At 72.2% G+C, this 16,524-nt stretch carries 13 protein-coding genes; 6 read left to right on the forward strand and 7 right to left on the reverse strand.

All coding sequences use genetic code 11. From position 1 onward, the window contains the following. Positions 1–187 precede the first annotated feature (187 nt). Positions 188–1,204 (forward strand): dipeptidase, encoded by a 1,017-nt coding sequence (locus E0L17_RS05495; RefSeq protein WP_167930253.1) that lies wholly within the window; start codon positions 188–190, stop codon positions 1,202–1,204. A gap of 221 nt (positions 1,205–1,425) precedes the next feature. On the opposite strand, the gene E0L17_RS05500 is transcribed toward E0L17_RS05495, so the two are convergent. From E0L17_RS05500 to E0L17_RS05510, 3 genes are all read right to left on the reverse strand, one after another. Further along, complete coding sequence (locus tag E0L17_RS05500; RefSeq protein ID WP_167930254.1) at positions 1,426–2,670, reverse strand: FAD-dependent oxidoreductase; 1,245 nt, start codon at positions 2,668–2,670, stop codon at positions 1,426–1,428. 2 nt (positions 2,671–2,672) lie between these two features. Further along, the gene (eda, locus tag E0L17_RS05505) at positions 2,673–3,320 is read right to left on the reverse strand and encodes a bifunctional 4-hydroxy-2-oxoglutarate aldolase/2-dehydro-3-deoxy-phosphogluconate aldolase (RefSeq protein ID WP_167930255.1); all 648 of its coding nucleotides are present in this window, start codon (positions 3,318–3,320) and stop codon (positions 2,673–2,675) included. An 82-nt stretch (positions 3,321–3,402) separates the two neighbouring features. Next, positions 3,403–4,434, reverse strand: coding sequence for a PfkB family carbohydrate kinase (locus E0L17_RS05510; protein WP_353652953.1), 1,032 nt, complete (start codon positions 4,432–4,434; stop codon positions 3,403–3,405). A gap of 132 nt (positions 4,435–4,566) precedes the next feature. Between E0L17_RS05510 and E0L17_RS05515 the strand changes: the two genes are divergently transcribed. Then, positions 4,567–5,583, forward strand: coding sequence for a LacI family DNA-binding transcriptional regulator (locus tag E0L17_RS05515; RefSeq protein WP_167930257.1), 1,017 nt, complete (start codon positions 4,567–4,569; stop codon positions 5,581–5,583). A 339-nt stretch (positions 5,584–5,922) separates the two neighbouring features. Here the strand turns inward: E0L17_RS05515 and E0L17_RS05520 are convergent, their stop codons facing one another. From E0L17_RS05520 to E0L17_RS05535, 4 genes are read right to left on the reverse strand one after another with little or no spacing between them, the layout of a single operon-like run. Further along, positions 5,923–6,465 carry an ECF transporter S component gene (locus E0L17_RS05520; protein WP_167930258.1) on the reverse strand — a complete coding sequence of 181 codons (543 nt, stop codon included), beginning with the start codon at positions 6,463–6,465 and terminating at the stop codon, positions 5,923–5,925. Further along, positions 6,462–7,193 (reverse strand): energy-coupling factor transporter transmembrane component T family protein, encoded by a 732-nt coding sequence (locus E0L17_RS05525; protein ID WP_167930259.1) that lies wholly within the window; start codon positions 7,191–7,193, stop codon positions 6,462–6,464. Before E0L17_RS05525 ends, E0L17_RS05520 begins: the two co-directional genes overlap by 4 nt. Then, positions 7,190–8,026 (reverse strand): ATP-binding cassette domain-containing protein, encoded by an 837-nt coding sequence (locus E0L17_RS05530; protein ID WP_206109022.1) that lies wholly within the window; start codon positions 8,024–8,026, stop codon positions 7,190–7,192. The genes E0L17_RS05525 and E0L17_RS05530 overlap by 4 nt, the downstream gene beginning before the upstream one ends. Continuing rightward, entirely contained in the window at positions 8,023–8,847 is an 825-nt protein-coding gene (locus tag E0L17_RS05535; RefSeq protein WP_167930260.1) for an ATP-binding cassette domain-containing protein, read from the reverse strand. The genes E0L17_RS05530 and E0L17_RS05535 overlap by 4 nt, the downstream gene beginning before the upstream one ends. 286 nt (positions 8,848–9,133) lie before the next feature. Between E0L17_RS05535 and E0L17_RS05540 the strand changes: the two genes are divergently transcribed. The 4 genes from E0L17_RS05540 to E0L17_RS05555 all read left to right on the forward strand — a co-directional run bounded on the left by E0L17_RS05540 (position 9,134) and on the right by E0L17_RS05555 (position 16,437). Continuing rightward, positions 9,134–9,946, forward strand: coding sequence for an FAD binding domain-containing protein (locus E0L17_RS05540; RefSeq protein WP_167930261.1), 813 nt, complete (start codon positions 9,134–9,136; stop codon positions 9,944–9,946). Positions 9,947–9,948: 2 nt separating this feature from the next. After that, positions 9,949–12,744 (forward strand): molybdopterin-dependent oxidoreductase, encoded by a 2,796-nt coding sequence (locus E0L17_RS05545; protein ID WP_206109023.1) that lies wholly within the window; start codon positions 9,949–9,951, stop codon positions 12,742–12,744. Positions 12,745–12,940: 196 nt separating this feature from the next. Further along, positions 12,941–14,668 carry an ABC transporter ATP-binding protein gene (locus E0L17_RS05550; protein WP_167930262.1) on the forward strand — a complete coding sequence of 576 codons (1,728 nt, stop codon included), beginning with the start codon at positions 12,941–12,943 and terminating at the stop codon, positions 14,666–14,668. Further along, positions 14,665–16,437, forward strand: coding sequence for an ABC transporter ATP-binding protein (locus E0L17_RS05555; RefSeq protein WP_167930263.1), 1,773 nt, complete (start codon positions 14,665–14,667; stop codon positions 16,435–16,437). The genes E0L17_RS05550 and E0L17_RS05555 overlap by 4 nt, the downstream gene beginning before the upstream one ends. The last annotated feature ends 87 nt before the right edge of the window (positions 16,438–16,524 follow it).

A 16,524-nucleotide genomic window follows, 5' to 3' on the forward strand; every position in this document is an offset into this window, starting at 1 on the left:
GACGCCGCTGCCAACTGGCCGTTTTGCCCCGGGCAGGGGACGGACACCCGACGGGGCGCCTCAGAAGGCGGATAATTGCTTCGCACTATCCGCCCGATTGCAGACCAGTCGGCAGATTCTTCGCACTATCCGCCCGATTGCACGACGGGCCGGGCCCGCCGACCCGTCCCGCACCCAAGGAGGCCTCATGCGCCACCTCGTATTTGACCTGCACTGCGACACCGCCGACCGCCTCGCGTGGCAGACGCTGCCGGAGGACCTGCGCCGCGCCTGCGGGACGGACTTCTACGGCCCCGGCGACGGGGAGGACCCCGAAGGCTGCCGCGAGCTCGCCCGGAGCCGCTGCCACGTCTCCCTCGAGGCCGTCGGCGAGACGCCCTGGGCTCAGTGCTTCGCCTGCTTCATCCCCGACGAGCTCTCCCCCGAGCAGGCCGCCCGCTTCTACCGGCACGTCGCGGCGTACCTCGAGGCCGAGGTCCGGAAGAACGCGAGCGCGGTCGCCCTCGTGAGCGGTGGCGACGAGATCCGCCCCGCCCTCCGGTCGGGCCGCATGGCCGCCGTCCGCACGATCGAGAACGCGCGCCTCTTCGCCGCGGACCTCGGCCTCGTGGGACGCCTCGCAGAGCAGGGCGTCCTCATGGCCTCTCTCAGCTGGAACGCCGAGGGCCCGCTCGCAAGCGGCTGCGACTCCCATGCCGGCCTCACCCCGCTCGGCGCGCGGGCGCTGGCGGAGATGGAGCGCGCCGGCATGGTGCTCGACGTCTCCCACCTCAACGACGAGAGCCTCGCGGACGCGCTCGCCCTCGCGACGCGCCCCGTCGTGGCGAGCCACTCCAACTCCCGCGCCGTCTGCGCACACCCGAGGAACCTCACCGACCGGCAGTTCCTGGAGATTCGCGACCGGGGAGGCCTCGTGGGCCTCAACCTCTGCTGCGGCTTCCTGCGCGAGGGGGCCGGCGCCGACGACGTCACGTTCGATGACGTGGCGGCCCACGTCGAGCACTGGCTCGACCTCGGGGGCGAGGGGGTCGTCGCGCTCGGGGCCGACTTCGACGGCGCCACCGTCCCCGCCTTCCTCGACGGCGCGCGGACGCTGCCCTCCCTCCAGGCCCTTCTCGCCAGGCGCTTTGGCGATGAGGTATGCGCGCGGCTCTGCTCGGGCAACGCGCTCGCGTTCTTCGAGCGCGTCGGGCGCAGCCGCTGAGTCGACGCCCCTCGCACGCATTCTGCGCGACGAGCCCCGCAGGGGCGCAGATGGCGAGAAGGACGCGGCGCAGAATGCATGATGCGCGCCGTCCCACTGGCCCCCCCGCCCGCAAAACGCCGCGCCCCGCCTGTGCTGGGAGGCGGGGCGCGGCACTGGAAAGGAGGCTCGGCGAGGGGTGCATGGCGGGACCCCGCGTCGAGATGGGTCATCGATGATGGCTAGGGCGTTGCCGGGTCGGCGTCGGCGGGAAGGCCCATGTAGGCGAGCATCCCCTCGACGGCGCGCTTGGCCCCGGCAACGGCGTGCACCACGGTCCGCGGGCCGGTGGCCACGTCGCCCGCGGCAAAGACGCCCGGGACGGTGGTCATGCAGGACTCGTCGACCTCAAGCAGGCCGCGCTCGTTGGTGGCAAGCCCCGTCGTGGTGAGCACGAGCTTGTTCTTGGGGAGCTGGGAGACGGCGATGATCACGGTGTCGCAGCGCACGTGGTCGAGCTCGTCCTCGTAGCCGACGACGTCGTTCTTCTCGTCGAAGATCGCGGTGCGGAAGGTCGGGCCCTCGTCGTCGATGGAGACGACGTCCTTGCCGTAGACGATCTCGGCGCCCTCGAGCTCGGCGTACTCGACCTCCTCGGAGCTGGCGGTGACCTCGTGCGTGTTGGAGTAGAGCGTCACGCGGCGCGCGCCGTGGCGCAGGGCCGAGCGCGCCACGTCCATCGCGACGTTGCCCACGCCGATGATGGCCACGTCGCGGCCGATGGACACGCTCGAGGGGTCGACGAGGTAGTCGATGCCAAAGAAGACGTTGCCGCGCGCCTGCCCCAGGATGTCGAGCTTGCGGGCGCGCCAGGTGCCGGTGCCCACGAAGACCGCGTCGTAGCCGTCGCGGAAGAGGTCGTCGATGTGCAGGGCGCCGCCGATCGTGGTGGAGGGGCGCACGCGCACCCCGAGCGCGCACATGACCTCGCGATACCGCTGGACGAGCTCCTTGGAGAGGCGGAACTCGGGGATGCCGTACTGCAGCACGCCCCCGATCTCCGTGCGCTGCTCGAAGACCGTGACCGCGCAGCCGCGCTCGGCGAGCTTGATCGCCACCGTGATCCCCGCGGGCCCCGAGCCGATGACGGCGACGGACTTCCCGCAGGGCTGCGGCCGCTCGGGCTCCAGCCGGTCGAGGTAGGTGCTCGAGATGTAGTGCTCGATGCTCGAGAAGTGCACGGGGTTGCCCTTGCGCGCCTGGACGCAGTTGCCCTCGCACTGGTTGGAGTGGTTGCACACGAGCGAGCACACGGCGCTCATGGGGTTGTTCTCGAAGAGCAGCGCGCCGGCCTCGTCCATCCTGCGCTCCTTGAAGAGCCGGATGACCTCGGGGATGGGCGTGTGGACGGGGCAGCCACGCTCCTGGCACATCGCCCGGCGGCAGCCCAGGCAGCGGTTGGCCTCCTCGATGACGTGGACGGCCACGACTAGCCCCTGATCTCGCGGACGAGCGCGGAGGCCTCGGCGGTGAGCTCGAGCATGCGGTCGAACTCGCCGGCGCGGATGAGGTCGGGCTTGACCATCCAGGTGCCGCCGCAGGCGAGGATCGCCGGGCACTCGAGGTACTCGCGCAGGTTGGACGCCGACACGCCGCCGGTGGGCATGAAGCGGTGCCCAACGAAGACCGAGGCGAGCGCCTTGATCGTGGCGAGGCCGCCGTACTGCGCCGCCGGGAAGAACTTGGTGACCTCGAGGCCCGCGTTCACGAGCGCGGTGACCTCGGTGGGGGTGACGCCGGCGGGCAGCACCGGCACCTCGTGCTCGAGGCACCAGTCGACGACCTGCATGTTGTAGCCCGGGGAGACGATGTAGCGAGCGCCCGCGTCAACGGCGCGGCGCGCCTGCTCGAGGTTGAGCACGGTGCCGGCGCCCACGAGGAGGTCGGGGCACTTCTCGCTCATCTCGTGGATGGCGTCGGCGGCGCAGGCGGTGCGGAAGGTGACCTCGGCGGAGGGCAGGCCGCCCCTCACGAGCACGTCCGCCACCGGCAGCGCGTCCTCGACGCGGTCGAGCACGACGACCGGCACCACGCCAACCTTCTCCACCTCGCGGTAGAACCCGTCCATGTATCCCATGTCTCTCCCCTCCTGCCGGGACCCCCGGCAAAACCTGACGAACGTGCCAAATAAACCTGACGCCAGTGGCGCGGCGGCGCGGCTAGCGGGCGACGCGCGTGCCGGCGCCCTTCGACGCCACCGCCTCGATCTCGGCGGGCGTCACGAGGTTGGAGTCCCCGTGGATCGTGAGCTTGAGGACGCTCGCCGCGATGGCGTACTCGCTCGCGTGGTCGAGGTCGAAGCCGTGGAGCAGCGCGTGGACGAGCCCGGCGCCGTAGGCGTCGCCGGCGGCCACGCCCTCGAGCACGTGCACGTGGTGGACGGACGAGAAGTGCGGCGCGCCGTCGGCGTAGACCATGCCCATCCAGTCGGAGTCCTCGACGGAGCGAACGTCGCGGATGACGGAGGCCACCATCCTGCAGCCGTAGCGCTCGCAGATCTGGCGCGCCATCTCGACGTAGTCCTCGCGCTCCTCGATCCCGTTGGCGAGCGAGCCGGAGACGCAGGTCATCCCCAGCGCGGAGGGGGCGTCCTCGTCGTTGGCCACGCACACGTCGACGTGGGGCATGAGGCGCGCCATCACGGCCTGGGCGCGCTCGGGGGACCAGAGCTTGCCGCGGTAGTTGAGGTCGAGCACGGTGGTGATCCCGCGCTCGCGGCAGGCGGCGAGAGCCTCCTCGCACGCGAGGGCCATCTCCTCGGAGACGGCGGGGGTCACGCCGGAGACGTAGAAGGCGCCGACGCCCTCGAGGATGGCGTCCCAGTCGAGCTCGTCGTGGCCCGCGAGCGAGATCGCGGAGTACTTGCGGTCGTAGACGCAGCCGTTGGAGCGCACCGACGCGCCCACCTCGAAGAAGTAGGACCCGAGGCGGTCCCCCGAGCGGACGACGCGGGAGACGTCGACGCCGTAGGACGTGAGCGAGCGCAGCGCGCAGTCGCCGATGCGGTTGGCGGGGACGATGGAGACGAAGGCCGCGTCGTCGCCCTGGAACGCGAGGGAGAGCGCGACGTTGGCCTCGGCGCCGCCGTAGCGGACCTCGAACGTCGAGGCCTGCTCCAGTCGGAGGTTGTCCGGCGGCGAGAGCCGCATCATGATCTCACCGAACGCGAGCACCTTGGTCTTCTCGTCCACCACGTCTCCCCTCTTTAGCGTGTCTAGCTTTGGGAAATCGATTTCCCAACGGCATGTAGTATAGTACCGAGAAGAACGATCTGCGCGTGAAGGCGCGCGCACACGAAGTCTCGACAAACGCGAGGGGGCGGCATGGCGCGCACGAGCATACGGGACGTCGCCCGCGAGGCGGGCGTGAGCCCGGCCACGGTGTCGCGGTTCCTGAACGGCCGCTGGACCTCCATGTCGGCCGAGACGCGCGAGCGCATCGCCGAGGTGGTGGAGCGCACGGGCTACCGGCCGAGCAGCGTGGCGCGCAGCCTCCGCCTCGAGACCTCCCACACGCTCGGCGTGGTCATGGCGGACGTGCGCAACCCCTACTCCGGCGAGGTCCTGCAGGAGCTCTGCGACCAGGCCGAGTCCGCGGGCTACACGCTCATGTGCTCCTTCTCCGAGAATGACCCCACGCGCGAGGCGGAGGCCATCGAGCGGCTCGTGGACGCCCGCGTGGACGGCCTCGTGGTCAACACCACCGGCGGCAACGACGAGCTCATCGCCGAGACCGCGGCGCGCGTCCCCACCTGCCTGCTCGATCGCGCCATCTCGGGACCGGACGGGGGCGCGTGCGCGGTCGACCTCGTGACCTCGGACAACGCCCGGCTCGTGGAGCACCTGCTCGACCTTCTCGCCCGGCGCGGGGCGAGAAGGTCCGCGCTGCTCACGGAGCCCGTCTCCACGAGCGCCACGCGGCGCGCCCGAGCCGAGGCCTTCGCATCTGGCCTGGCCAGGCGCGGCATGGTCGGCTCCGTCGAAGGGCTCGGCGAGGGGGGCGAGGGCATCGAGGAGGTGCTCGGCCGCCTCGCGCACGAGCGCGGGGAGGGGCCGCTCGCCATCGTGGCGGTAAACGGCCTCGTCTTCCTGCGCCTCGCCGAGGCCATCAGGGGGAGCGGCCTTGCGGTCGGTCATGACGTGGCGCTCGCCACCTTCGACGACTACGCCTGGAACCGCGTGCTCTTCGGCGGCGTGACCACGGTCGCCCAGGACACGGCACGCGTGGCCGGCGAGGTGCTCGTGCGCGTGCTCGCCCGGGCGAAGGACCCGGCCCGCCCGACGGGGCGCGTCGAGGTGCCCGGCACCGTCATCGAGCGCGCGAGCACGCGGCTGGCGTGACGGCGGGGACGCCCCTCGTGCCGAGAAGAACGTCGCGAGCCCCCCGCACGGTAACGGAGCGGGGCGAATGCGACGTTCTTCTCGGCGCTTCTGTCGCGAGGGCCCCGCACGGCCGTCGTGCGGGGCGTTTGCGACGCTCTTCTCGGCTCTTTCGTTGCGAGTCCCCCGCACGGTGACGGAGCGGGGAGTTTGCGACGCTCTTCTCCCCGCTTTCGTCGCGAGGGCCCCGCACGGTGACGGAGCGGGGCGTTCGCGACGCTTTTCTCGATGCAAGCGTCGCGAGCCCCCCGCACGAACCCGTGCGGGGCGCTCGCGACGAATCCGGGCGGACGGGGGCGGCTACTCCTTCGGATCCGGGTAGCGCGGCGGGACGAGCCCGGCGCGCTCGAGCGAGACCACGATCGGCACCACGACGGCGAGTTGCAGGACGATGCCCGCGATCGCCGTCACGAAGGAGGCCGTGAGCCAGGCCTCGAGCGAGTAGGCGCCCGCCGAGAAGATCAGCGCGCGCAGCACGCCGTTCACCACGCGCCCGGCGAGCATGGCGCCCACGAGCGAGATGTAGAGGTCGGCGGTGGTGCTGCCCGTGCGGACCACGCGCGAGAGCAGGCCGGAGACCAGGCCGTAGACGAGAAGCTCGCAGGTCATGGGCGGCAGCATCGGCGCGGGCGGCATGCCCGTGAGCAGGCCGGACAGGACGGGCGCGAGCACGCCGGTCGCGGCGCCCGCGACGGGGCCGGCCACGAGGCCGGAGATCATCACGGGAATGTGCATGGGCAGCCAGGTGGCGCCCGCGTTGGGAATGGAGTGGAACGCCATCGGGAGCACGATCCCGAGCGCCGCGCACACGGCGGCGACGACGACCTTCTTCACCTGACTCATTGGTACCTCTTCCCCTCTCCCGTCGTGTCGGCGGCGCGCGGGCGGTCGATCCGGTACCCGCGGGCCTCCATGGCGCAGGAGAGCTCGTCGGCTCGCCTCATCGCCGATACGAAGATGGGTACGAGCAGCCGTACATAGCTGACGGCTCGTCGCACAATACCATGAGAAGCGACGCCACCGCAACGTATTTCCTGGGCGCGCATGAGCTGCCGGCTCTCCCGCAGGAGCGTCGGCACAAACTGTACCGTCACGCCCACGGCGAGCGCGGCCGCCTCCGTGGGCAGACCGAGGCGCCCGAGCGGGCGCAGCAGGCGCCGCACGCCGTCCACGAGCTCCTGGGGGCGCGTGGTCGCCGTGAGGAGGGTGCCCAGGACCACCACCAGAAGCGTCCGCACCACCACGCGCGCGCCCTGCGCGAGCCCCGCGGGGGTGAGGTGCGCGGGCCCGAGCGAGACGAGGGGGTCGGCGTCGCTGAAGAAGAGGGCGTTCATGGCGAGGACCATGAGCAGGAACCAGCGCAGGCCCCATGCGGCCCGTCCCGCGGCGTGCCAGCCCACGCGCGAGACGGCCACGAGGGCGCAGACGCCCGCCGAGACGGCGAGCAGCTCGAGCGGGGTCGTGGCGAGCACGACGAGAAGGGCACAGGCGAGAAGACCGACGAGCTTGGGACCGGCCCCCATGCGATGGAGCGGCGAGTCCACCCACACGTATCCGGCAAGCGACCTCATGACGCCCTCCCCCGCGCGATGGCCGACGCGAGCTCCTCGGCCGTGAGGGGCGCGCCCGGCACGTCGATGCCGGCGCGCCTCAGGGCCGAGGCGGCACGAGCGGCGCAGGCGCCCTCGAGGCCGTGGGCGCGCATGAGCCCCGCGTCTCCGAGAAGGGCGCGCATCGGCCCGTCGAGGGTCACGCGTCCGGCCTCGAGCGCCACCACGCGGTCCGCGACCGCGGCAAGCGCGTTGGCGTCGTGGCTGGCCACGACGACCGTGGCCCCGTCCTCGGCCGCGGCGCGCACCGCCGCGAGGCACGCCGAGCGGGCGCGCGGGTCGAGCCCGGCCGTGGGCTCGTCGAGCAGCAGCAGCGCGGGACGCAGCGCCAGCACGGACGCTATGGCGACGCGCCGCTGCTGGCCGCCCGAGAGCGCGAACGGGGAGCGGTGGCCCAGCTCGTCCAGGGAGAGCCCCATGAGCGCGAGCGCCGAGCCCGCCCGCTCGCGCGCCTTGGCCGCGCCCATGCCGCGCGCGAGCAGCCCGAAGGACACCTCGCGCTCCACCGTGGCCTCGAAGAACTGGCGCTCGGGGATCTGGAAGACGAGCCCGACGGACGCGGCGAGCGCTCGGGCGCCGGGGCCCCGCAGGGCGTCCGCGCCGTCCACGAGCAGCTGCCCGGAGTCGGGCGGCAGCACGCCGGCGAGGACGTCGAGCAGGGTCGACTTGCCCGAGCCCGTCTGCCCCATGAGCCCGGTGACGCCGACCTCGAGCGAGAGCGTGACGTCGTCGAGAGCACGGTTCCTCTCGCCCGCCGCGCCCTCGTAGGTGACGGAAACCCCCTCGAGCCTCACTCGCACAGCGCGCTCACCAGCCCCTCGACCGTCACGGGCGCAGGCCCGGCCACGACGCCGGCCCCCTCGAGCTCGCGCCAGGCGCGGACCACGAGCGGCGGCTCCAGGCCGGCCCCCTCGAGCAGCGCCTCGTCCGAGAGCACGTCCGCCGGGGCGCCGTCGGCCGCGACCTCCCCGCGGCGCATGACCACGACGCGGTCGGCGCGGGCGGCGAGCTCCATGTCGTGCGTGATCCAGATGACCGTGGTGCCCCGCTCCTCGCGCGCCCGCGCCACGGCGCGCACGAGCTCGTCGCGCCCCCGCGGGTCGATCATCGAGGTCGCCTCGTCGAGCACGATGACGTCGGCGTCGCACGCGAGCACGCCCGCGAGGGCCACGCGCTGCTGCTGGCCTCCGGAGAGCGCGTGCGTGTCGCGCCGCTCGAAGCCCGCGAGCCCCACCGCGGCGAGGGCCGCCGACGCCGCCTCCCGCGCGCGTGGCCCGTCGGCGCCGAAGTTCAGTGGCCCGAAGGCCACGTCCTCCCCCACCACGGAGGAGACGAACTGGTTCTCGGGGTTCTGGAAGACCATGCCGCAGGCGCGGCGCAGCTCCCAGACGCGCGACGGGTCCGCCGCGTCTATTCCGGCGACGCGCAGCTCGCCCGCCTGCAGCGGGACGAGCGCGTTCAGGTGCCGCGCGAGGGTGGTCTTGCCGGAGCCGTTCTCGCCCACGATGGCCACGAGCTCGCCGGGCGCGACGTCGAGCGAGACGTCGCGCAGCGTGGGGCGGCCCCTCACGTACGCGTGGCTGACGCCGCGCGCGTCCACGATCTTCTCGCCCATCCCACCTCCCTCGACGGCCGACGCAGCGGCGACAATCTTACCTCACGCCGGGATGACGGGAGGGCGCGCCCGGGCGGGCTTCTCGCCGCGCGCCGAGACAGAGCATCCGGACAAAACCCTGCCCTCGAGGGGAGGTTTTTGTCGATTGGCTCTGTCTGGGCGAGGGGCATGCCAGGCCCCGCCATGCCGGGGCGTTGTCTCGCCGAAAGTATAACGGTGCGCACCCCGGCACCCCCTACCTGCGGTATTCTTGAGGCGCTACCGAGAAGAACCAGGAGGAGGACCCGTGCTCACCTTCGAGAAGTACGTCCGCCCCGGCACCACGCGACAGGCCTACGAGCTCCTGCGGGAGAACCGCCAGGCCACGGTGATCGGCGGCATGATGTGGCTGCGCCTCGCCGACCGGACCTCGCCGCTCGGCATCGACCTCTCCGGCTGCGGGCTAAACAAGGTCGAGGAGACCGAGGACGCGTTTCGCATCGGCGCGATGGTGACCCTGGGCGAGCTCGAGAACCATGAGCGCTTCCAGGCCGCCACCTGCGGCATCTTCACCGAGGCGGTCCGTGACATCGTGGGCACGCAGTTCCGCAACCTCGCCACGGTGGGCGGGTCGCTCTACGCGCGCATGGGGTTCTCCGACATCGTCACGGCGCTGCTGGCGCTCGACACCGAGGTCGAGCTCGAGGGCGCGGGCACCATGCCCGTCATCCCCTTCGTGGAGCGCGGGGCCAGAAACGACGTCCTCACGCACGTCGTCGTGCGCAAGCACCGCTACCAGGCCGCCTTCGAGTCCGTCCGCAACGCCGCGACGGACTTCTCCGCGCTCAACGCGGCGGCCGCCTGCTGGCAGGGATCCTGGCACGTCACCGTGGGCGCGCGCCCCAAGAAGGCGACGCTCGTGACCGGCGGCGAGCGCATCCCGCTGAGACGCGACTTCTCCCCCGCCGAGCTCGACGCCATCTGCGAGCTCGCCGAGAGCCTGGACTTCGGCGACGACCTGCGCGGCACCGCCGCGTGGCGCCGTGCCGTGGCGCCCACGCTCGTCCGCCGCGCCGTCGAGCGCGCCGCTGAGAAGCCCCGCGCAGAGAAGGAGGCCTAGGGATGCTCGTCAACCTCACCTTGAACGGCGCGCGCCTCGAGGAGGACGTCCGCCCGGACATGACCCTCTTCGACTTCTGCCGCGCGCACGGCTACAAGTCCGTGAAGTGCGCCTGCGAGACCTCCAACTGTGGCCTCTGCACCGTGCTCCTGGACGGCGAGCCCGTGCTCTCCTGCTCCGTGCTCATGGCGCGCGTGGACGGCCACGAGGTCACCACGCTCGAGGGCATGCGCGACGGTCGCCGCGAGCTTTTGGCCCAGTGCCTCGCCGAGGAGGGCGCCGAGCAGTGCGGCTTCTGCGCCCCGGGCCTCGAGATGGCCGTGCTCGCGCTCGACGCCGCGCGCCCGGGCGCCGACGACGAGACCATGCGCCGCTACCTCTCCGGCAACCTCTGCCGCTGCTCCGGCTACGCGAGCCAGATGCGCGCGATCCGCCGCTTCCTCGCCCGCCACGCGAACGGCGGCGAGCTGCCCCCGCGCGAGGTGCCCGCGGACGCCACCACCGAGTCGGGCGCCCAGCACCGCGAGATCGCGCGCCCGGTGGCGAAGAAGGACTCCGGGGCGCTTCTCGCCGGCGCGCCCGTCTACACCGCCGACCTCGCGCCCGAGGGTGCCCTCGTGGTGAAGCTCGTACGCAGCCGCCACGCCAACGCCATCGTCACGGACGTCGACAAGAGCCGCGCGCTCGAGGTCCCCGGCGTCGTGGCGGTCTTTGGCCCGGACGACGTGCCGCACAACCGCTTCACCCTGGCCGGCCAGAGCTTCCCCGAGCCGAGCCCCTACGACACCGTCCTTCTCGACAGGCACGTGCGCTACGTGGGCGACGAGGTCGCCATGGTCGTGGCCGAGACCGAGGCCGCGGCCGCCGCGGGCGCGAAGGCCGTGAAGGTCACCTACGAGCAGCTCCCCGCCATCGTCGACGTGGAGGAGGCGCTCGACAACGAAACCGTCATCCACGACGAGGACGACTGGACGCCCGGCGGCGACAGGTCCGGCGACCCGAGCCGCAACCTCGTGGCGCACGGCGAGCGCGTCCACGGGGACCTGGAGGCCGCCTTCGCCGCCTCCGACGTGGTGATCGAGCGCACCTACCGCACGCAGGCCACGCAGCAGTCCATGATGGAGACGTTCCGCTCCTTCGCCTACACCGACGCCTTTGGCCGCCTCACCGTGGTGAGCTCCACGCAGGTGCCCTTCCACATCCGCCGCCAGGTGGCAAACGCCCTCGGGATCCCCAAGCACCAGGTGCGCGTCATCAAGCCACGCGTGGGCGGCGGCTTTGGCGCCAAGCAGAGCGGCTGCAACGAGCCCTTTGCCGCGTTCGCCGCGATGAGGACCGGCCGCCCGTGCGTGTGCACCTACACGCGCGCGGAGACCATGAGCTGCTCCAACACGCGCCACGAGATGGTCCTCAAGGTCCGCATGGGGGCCCGGCGCGACGGCACGATCGAGGCCATCGACCTCTACGCGCTCTCCAACGCCGGCGCCTACGGCTACCACGGCACCACCACGGTCACGCTCGTGGGCGGCAAGGCGCTCCCCATCTACAACCACGCCACGGCGAGCCGCTTCTCCTACGACGTGGTCTACACCAACACCACGCCGGGCGGCGCGTACCGCGGCTACGGCGCGACGCAGGGCTGCTTCGCCGTGGAGTCCGCCGTCAACGAGCTGGCCGACGAGCTCGGCATGGACCCGTGCGAGCTGCGCCTCAAGAACCTCGTGAAGCCCGGCGAGACCCTCTGGCAGCTGAACGACGAGCACCTCTACAGCTGCCGCCTCGACGAGTGCCTCGAGCGCGCGATGGACATGGTGGGCTGGAAGGGCCGGCCCCTCTCCGAGGACCTCGGCGACCGCGTGCGCGGCCTGGGCGTGGCCCTCACGATGCAGGGCTCCGGCATCGCGATGGTCGACATCGCCAACGTGGACATCCGCCTCGAGGACGACGGCTTCTACGTGCTCTCCATCGGCGCCACCGACGTGGGCACCGGCGCGGACACCATCCTCGCCCAGATGGCGGCCGAGGCGCTCGGCTGCGACGTGGACCGCATCGTCACCAAGGGCGTGGACACCGACACCTCCCCCTTCGACACCGGCGCCTACGCGTCCTCCGGCACCTACACCACCGGCGGCGCCGTCGTGCGCGCTGCCGAGGACCTCGTGCGGCAGATCCGCGAGCAGGCCGCCCGCGTCTTTGGCGTGGACGAGAAGGACGTGGAGTTCGACGGCGAGTCCGTGCGCTGCGTCGGTGCGGACGGCACCGAGCAGGAGATGACCGTCGCCGCGCTCGCCAACAAGCTCATCGGCTTTGGCCTGCACCCCGGCATGCTCGAAGGCCACGGCACCAACGCCCAGCCCACCTCGCCGCCGCCCTACATGGCCGGCGTCGCCGAGGTCGAGGTCGACAAGGCCACGGGCAAGGTCACGGTCACGGACTACGCGGCCGTCGTGGACTGCGGCACCGTCATCAACCCGGCGCTCGCGCGCGTGCAGGCCGAGGGCGGCATCGCCCAGGGCATCGGCATGGCGCTCACGGAGCAGGTCTCCCGCGACGAGCGCGGGAACCTCCGCACCGGCGACCTCATGACGTACAAGCTGCCCACCCGCATGGACGTGCCTGAGCCGCGCGTGGAGTTCATGCCCAGCTTCGAGCCCACGGGCCCCTTCGGCGCCAAGTCCATCGGCGAGGTCGTCATCAACACGCCCTCCCCCGCGGTCATGAGCGCCGTGGCCCACGCCACGGGCCGCTACGTGCGCGAGCTGCCCATCACGCCGAGCAAGGTGCTCGCCGCGGAGTAGGCGGACCCAACGACGCGCGTCGGGCGGCGCGCGGAGGCCCCTCTCGACGAGACCTCCGCGCGCCGCCCGCCCTTCTCGCCTGTCCTTCTCGGCCGTCCGCCCGCCGCGGCGCGCGGACGGGTCAACCTGCCGAGAAGGACCTCCCCTCGCGGCTCGCGCTAGAATCGAACGGTTGACCGCTCTTCCCGGAGGCCAGATGTTCAAGCTCAGACGCTACCTCGTCGGGCACTACGCCGAGTGCGTGCTCGCCCCGCTCTTCAAGATGCTCGAGGCGCTGCTCCAGCTCCTCGTCCCGCTCGTGATGGCGCAGGTGATCGACGTCGGGATCGCCTCCCGCGACGCCTCCTACGTGCTCTGGCACGGCGCGCTGCTCGTGGGCATGGGCGTCTTTGCCTGGGCCATCTCGGTCACGGCGCAGTACTTCTGCTCCAAGCTGGCCTCTGCCTTCGGCACGGCGCTGCGCGACGACCTCTTCCGCCACGTGCTCAGCCTCTCGCGCGCCGACGTGGAGCGCCTGGGCCGCACCACGCTCGTCACCCGCATCACGAACGACTCCCAGCAGGTGCAGGACGGCCTCAACATGTTCTTCAGGCTCATCCTGCGCTCGCCCTTCGTGACCTTCGGCACCGTGGTCGCGGCCTTCCTCGTGGACGGCGTCGAGGGGGCGGCGCTGCTCGTGGCCGTGCTCGTCTCGGGCGCCGTCGTCATGGGCTTCATGCGCGTGACCACGAGCCGCTACCGCGAGATCCAGCGCGGGCTCGACGACGTGCTCCTGGCCACCACGGAGAACCTCGAGGGCGTGCGCGTGCTGCGCGCCTTCCGCCGCGAGGACGCGGAGCGGGCCGCCTTCTCCGACGCGGCCGGCACCGTGCGCGACCGGCAGGTCTCCACGGGCGACATCTCCGCCCTCGTGAACCCGCTCACCTACCTCGCCATCAACTGCGGCCTCATCGCGCTTCTGTGGTTCGGCGGCCTGCGCGTCGACGCCGGTCACCTCACGCAGGGGCAGCTCGTGGCGCTCGTGAGCTACGTGAGCCAGGCGCTCGTGGAGCTCCTCAAGCTCACGAACCTCATCGTGCTGCTCTCCAAGGCCTCGGCCTGCGCCAAGCGCGTGAACGAGGTCTTCGAGACGCGCCCCTCCATGGCCGACGGCGCGCGCGAGGCCGAGCTTGCGCCCGGCGAGCCCGCCCTCGCCTTCGACGACGTCAGCTTCACCTACGCCGGGGGCGCCGGGCACGCCCTCAGCCACGTGAGCTTTGCGCTGGCGCCCGGCGAGACGCTCGGCGTCATCGGCGGCACGGGCTCGGGCAAGTCCACGCTCGCGAGCCTCGCCATGCGCTTCTACGACGCCACGGAGGGCGCGGTCCGCGTGGGCGGCGCCGACGTCCGCGAGCTCACGCGAGAGAGCCTGCGCCGCGAGGTCTCGCTCGTGGAGCAGGGCGCCACGCTCTTCTCGGGGACCATCGAGTCCAACCTGCGCTGGGGCGGCCCGGACGCGGGCGAGAAGGACCTCGAGGCCGCGCTCGCCACGGCGCAGGCCGCCTCGGCCGTGGACGGCAAGGGCGGGCTCGCCGCCGAGGTCGAGCAGTTCGGCCGCAACTTCTCCGGCGGCCAGCGCCAGCGCCTCGCCATCGCGCGGACCCTCGCGCGCCGGCCGGGCGTCCTCATCCTCGACGACGCCTCCTCGGCGCTCGACTTTGCCACGGACGCGGCGCTGCGCCGCGCCATCGCCCGCGACTGCGCCGGCACCGCCGTCGTGACCATCTCCCAGCGCGTGACCGCCGTGCGCCACGCAGACCAGATCCTCGTGCTCGACGGCGGGCGCCAGGTGGGGCTCGGCACCCACGAGGAGCTCCTCGAGGGCTGCCCCGTCTACCGCGAGATCTGCGAGTCCCAGCTCACCGCCGAGGAGGTGGCCCGATGAGCGAGAAGAACACGCGCGGGGGCGGCGTGCGCCCCTCGGACGGCACCGTCCGCCGCATGGCCGGCCTGTTTGCCGGGCGGCGCGGCGCGCTCGCGCTGACCGCCCTGCTCACCGTCGCCGTCGTTGTGGGCACGCTCTCGCTGCCCGTGCTCTCCGGCCGGGCGGTCGACTGCGTGGTGGGCCCGGGCGAGGTCGACTTCGCCGGCCTGCGCGGCGCGCTCGCCTGGATCGCCGGCACGCTCGCCGCCACGGCCGCGTGCCAGTGGGCCCTCACGGCCGTGACCAACCGGCTCGCCTTCGGCGCGACGCTCGACCTGCGCCGCCGCTGCTTCGACCACCTGCAGCAGCTGCCCCTCTCCTACCTCGACTCGCACGGCCACGGCGACCTGGCGAGCCGCATCGTCACGGACGCCGACATGCTCACGAACGGCCTGCTCATGGCCTTCCAGCAGCTTCCCACGGGCATCCTCACCATCGTGGTGACGCTCGTCTTCATGTTTGCGCTCAACCCCGCCATCGCCGCCGTGGTGGCGCTGCTCACCCCCGTCTCGGTCTTCACCGCCCGCTTCATCGCCACGCACAGCGCGAAGCACTTCTCGGGCCAGTCGCGCATCCGCGGCGAGCTCACCGCCTACGTGGAGGAGATGGTCGGCGGCATCTCGGCCGTCGAGACCTTCGAGATGCAGGGGGCCGTCGCCGCGCGCTTCGCCGAGACGGACGCGGCGCTCGGGGAGGAGAGCTTCAAGGCGGTGTTCTTCTCGTCCCTGGTGAATCCCACGACGCGCTTCGCGAACGCCCTCGTCTACGCCGCCATCGGCATCTTCGGCGCCTTCGTGGCCATGGGCGGCGGCATCACCGTGGGCGGCCTCTCGGCCTTCCTCGGCTACGCCGACCAGTACGCCAAGCCCTTCAACGACATCTCCGGCGTGGCCACGGAGCTCCAGAACTCCGTGGCGTGCGCGCGGCGGCTCTTCTCCCTTCTTGACGAGCCCGCCGAGGAGCCCGACGCCGCGGACGCCGCCGTGCTCGCCGAGCCTCGCGGCGAGGTGCGCCTGGACCACGTGGCCTTTGGCTACGACGCCGACCGCCTGGTGCTGCGCGACGTCGACCTCGCCGTGCGCCCCGGCATGCGCATCGCCCTCGTGGGCGAGACGGGGTGCGGCAAGACGACCCTCATCAACCTCATCATGCGCTTCTACGACGTGAGCGCGGGCGCCGTGCGCGTTGACGGACGAGACGTGCGCGCGTGGACGCGCGAGAGCCTGCGCGCCGGCTGGGGCATGGTGCTGCAGGACACGTGGGTCCGCCGCGCGACGGTGCGCGAGAACGTGAGCATGGGACGCCCCGACGCCACGCTCGAGGAGGTCCGCGCCGCGTGCCGAGAGGCCTACGCCGACGACTTCATCATGCGCCTGCCGCAGGGGTATGACACGGTCCTCGACGGCTCGAGCGCCCTTTCCGCGGGCCAGCGCCAGCTCCTGTGCATCGCGCGCGTGATCCTCGCCCGCCCGGCGATGCTCATCCTCGACGAGGCCACCTCGAACATCGACACGCGCACCGAGCTGCTGGTCCAGCGGGCGCTCGCCAACCTCATGGCCGGCCGCACGAGCTTCGTCGTGGCGCACCGCCTCTCCACCGTGCGCGACGCCGACCTCATCTGCGTCATGGCCGACGGCGTCATCGCGGAGCGCGGCACCCACGACGAGCTGCTCGCCGCCGACGGCCGCTACCAGCGCATCTACGAGTCCCAGTTCGCCCCCACGGAGTAGTCGGGGGCGTGCGAAAGGCGTGCAAAGGGGACAGGCACTTTCGCACGGGCCCCGTGCGAAAGTGCCTGTCCCCTTTGCACGCCTTTC

Source organism: Olsenella sp. SW781 (genome assembly GCF_012027725.1).
Classification (GTDB): Bacteria; Actinomycetota; Coriobacteriia; order Coriobacteriales; family Atopobiaceae; genus Thermophilibacter.

What these genes read in the sequence shown, in the direction of transcription:
- E0L17_RS05495 (WP_167930253.1), top strand. Translation starts at nt 188, where the DNA reads ATGCGCCACCTCGTATTTGACCTGCACTGCGACACCGCCGACCGCCTC.
- eda (WP_167930255.1), bottom strand. Translation starts at nt 3,320, where the DNA reads ATGGGATACATGGACGGGTTCTACCGCGAGGTGGAGAAGGTTGGCGTG.
- E0L17_RS05515 (WP_167930257.1), top strand. Translation starts at nt 4,567, where the DNA reads ATGGCGCGCACGAGCATACGGGACGTCGCCCGCGAGGCGGGCGTGAGC.
- E0L17_RS05520 (WP_167930258.1), bottom strand. Translation starts at nt 6,465, where the DNA reads ATGAGTCAGGTGAAGAAGGTCGTCGTCGCCGCCGTGTGCGCGGCGCTC.
- E0L17_RS05525 (WP_167930259.1), bottom strand. Translation starts at nt 7,193, where the DNA reads ATGAGGTCGCTTGCCGGATACGTGTGGGTGGACTCGCCGCTCCATCGC.
- E0L17_RS05535 (WP_167930260.1), bottom strand. Translation starts at nt 8,847, where the DNA reads ATGGGCGAGAAGATCGTGGACGCGCGCGGCGTCAGCCACGCGTACGTG.
- E0L17_RS05545 (WP_206109023.1), top strand. Translation starts at nt 9,949, where the DNA reads ATGCTCGTCAACCTCACCTTGAACGGCGCGCGCCTCGAGGAGGACGTC.
- E0L17_RS05550 (WP_167930262.1), top strand. Translation starts at nt 12,941, where the DNA reads ATGTTCAAGCTCAGACGCTACCTCGTCGGGCACTACGCCGAGTGCGTG.
- E0L17_RS05555 (WP_167930263.1), top strand. Translation starts at nt 14,665, where the DNA reads ATGAGCGAGAAGAACACGCGCGGGGGCGGCGTGCGCCCCTCGGACGGC.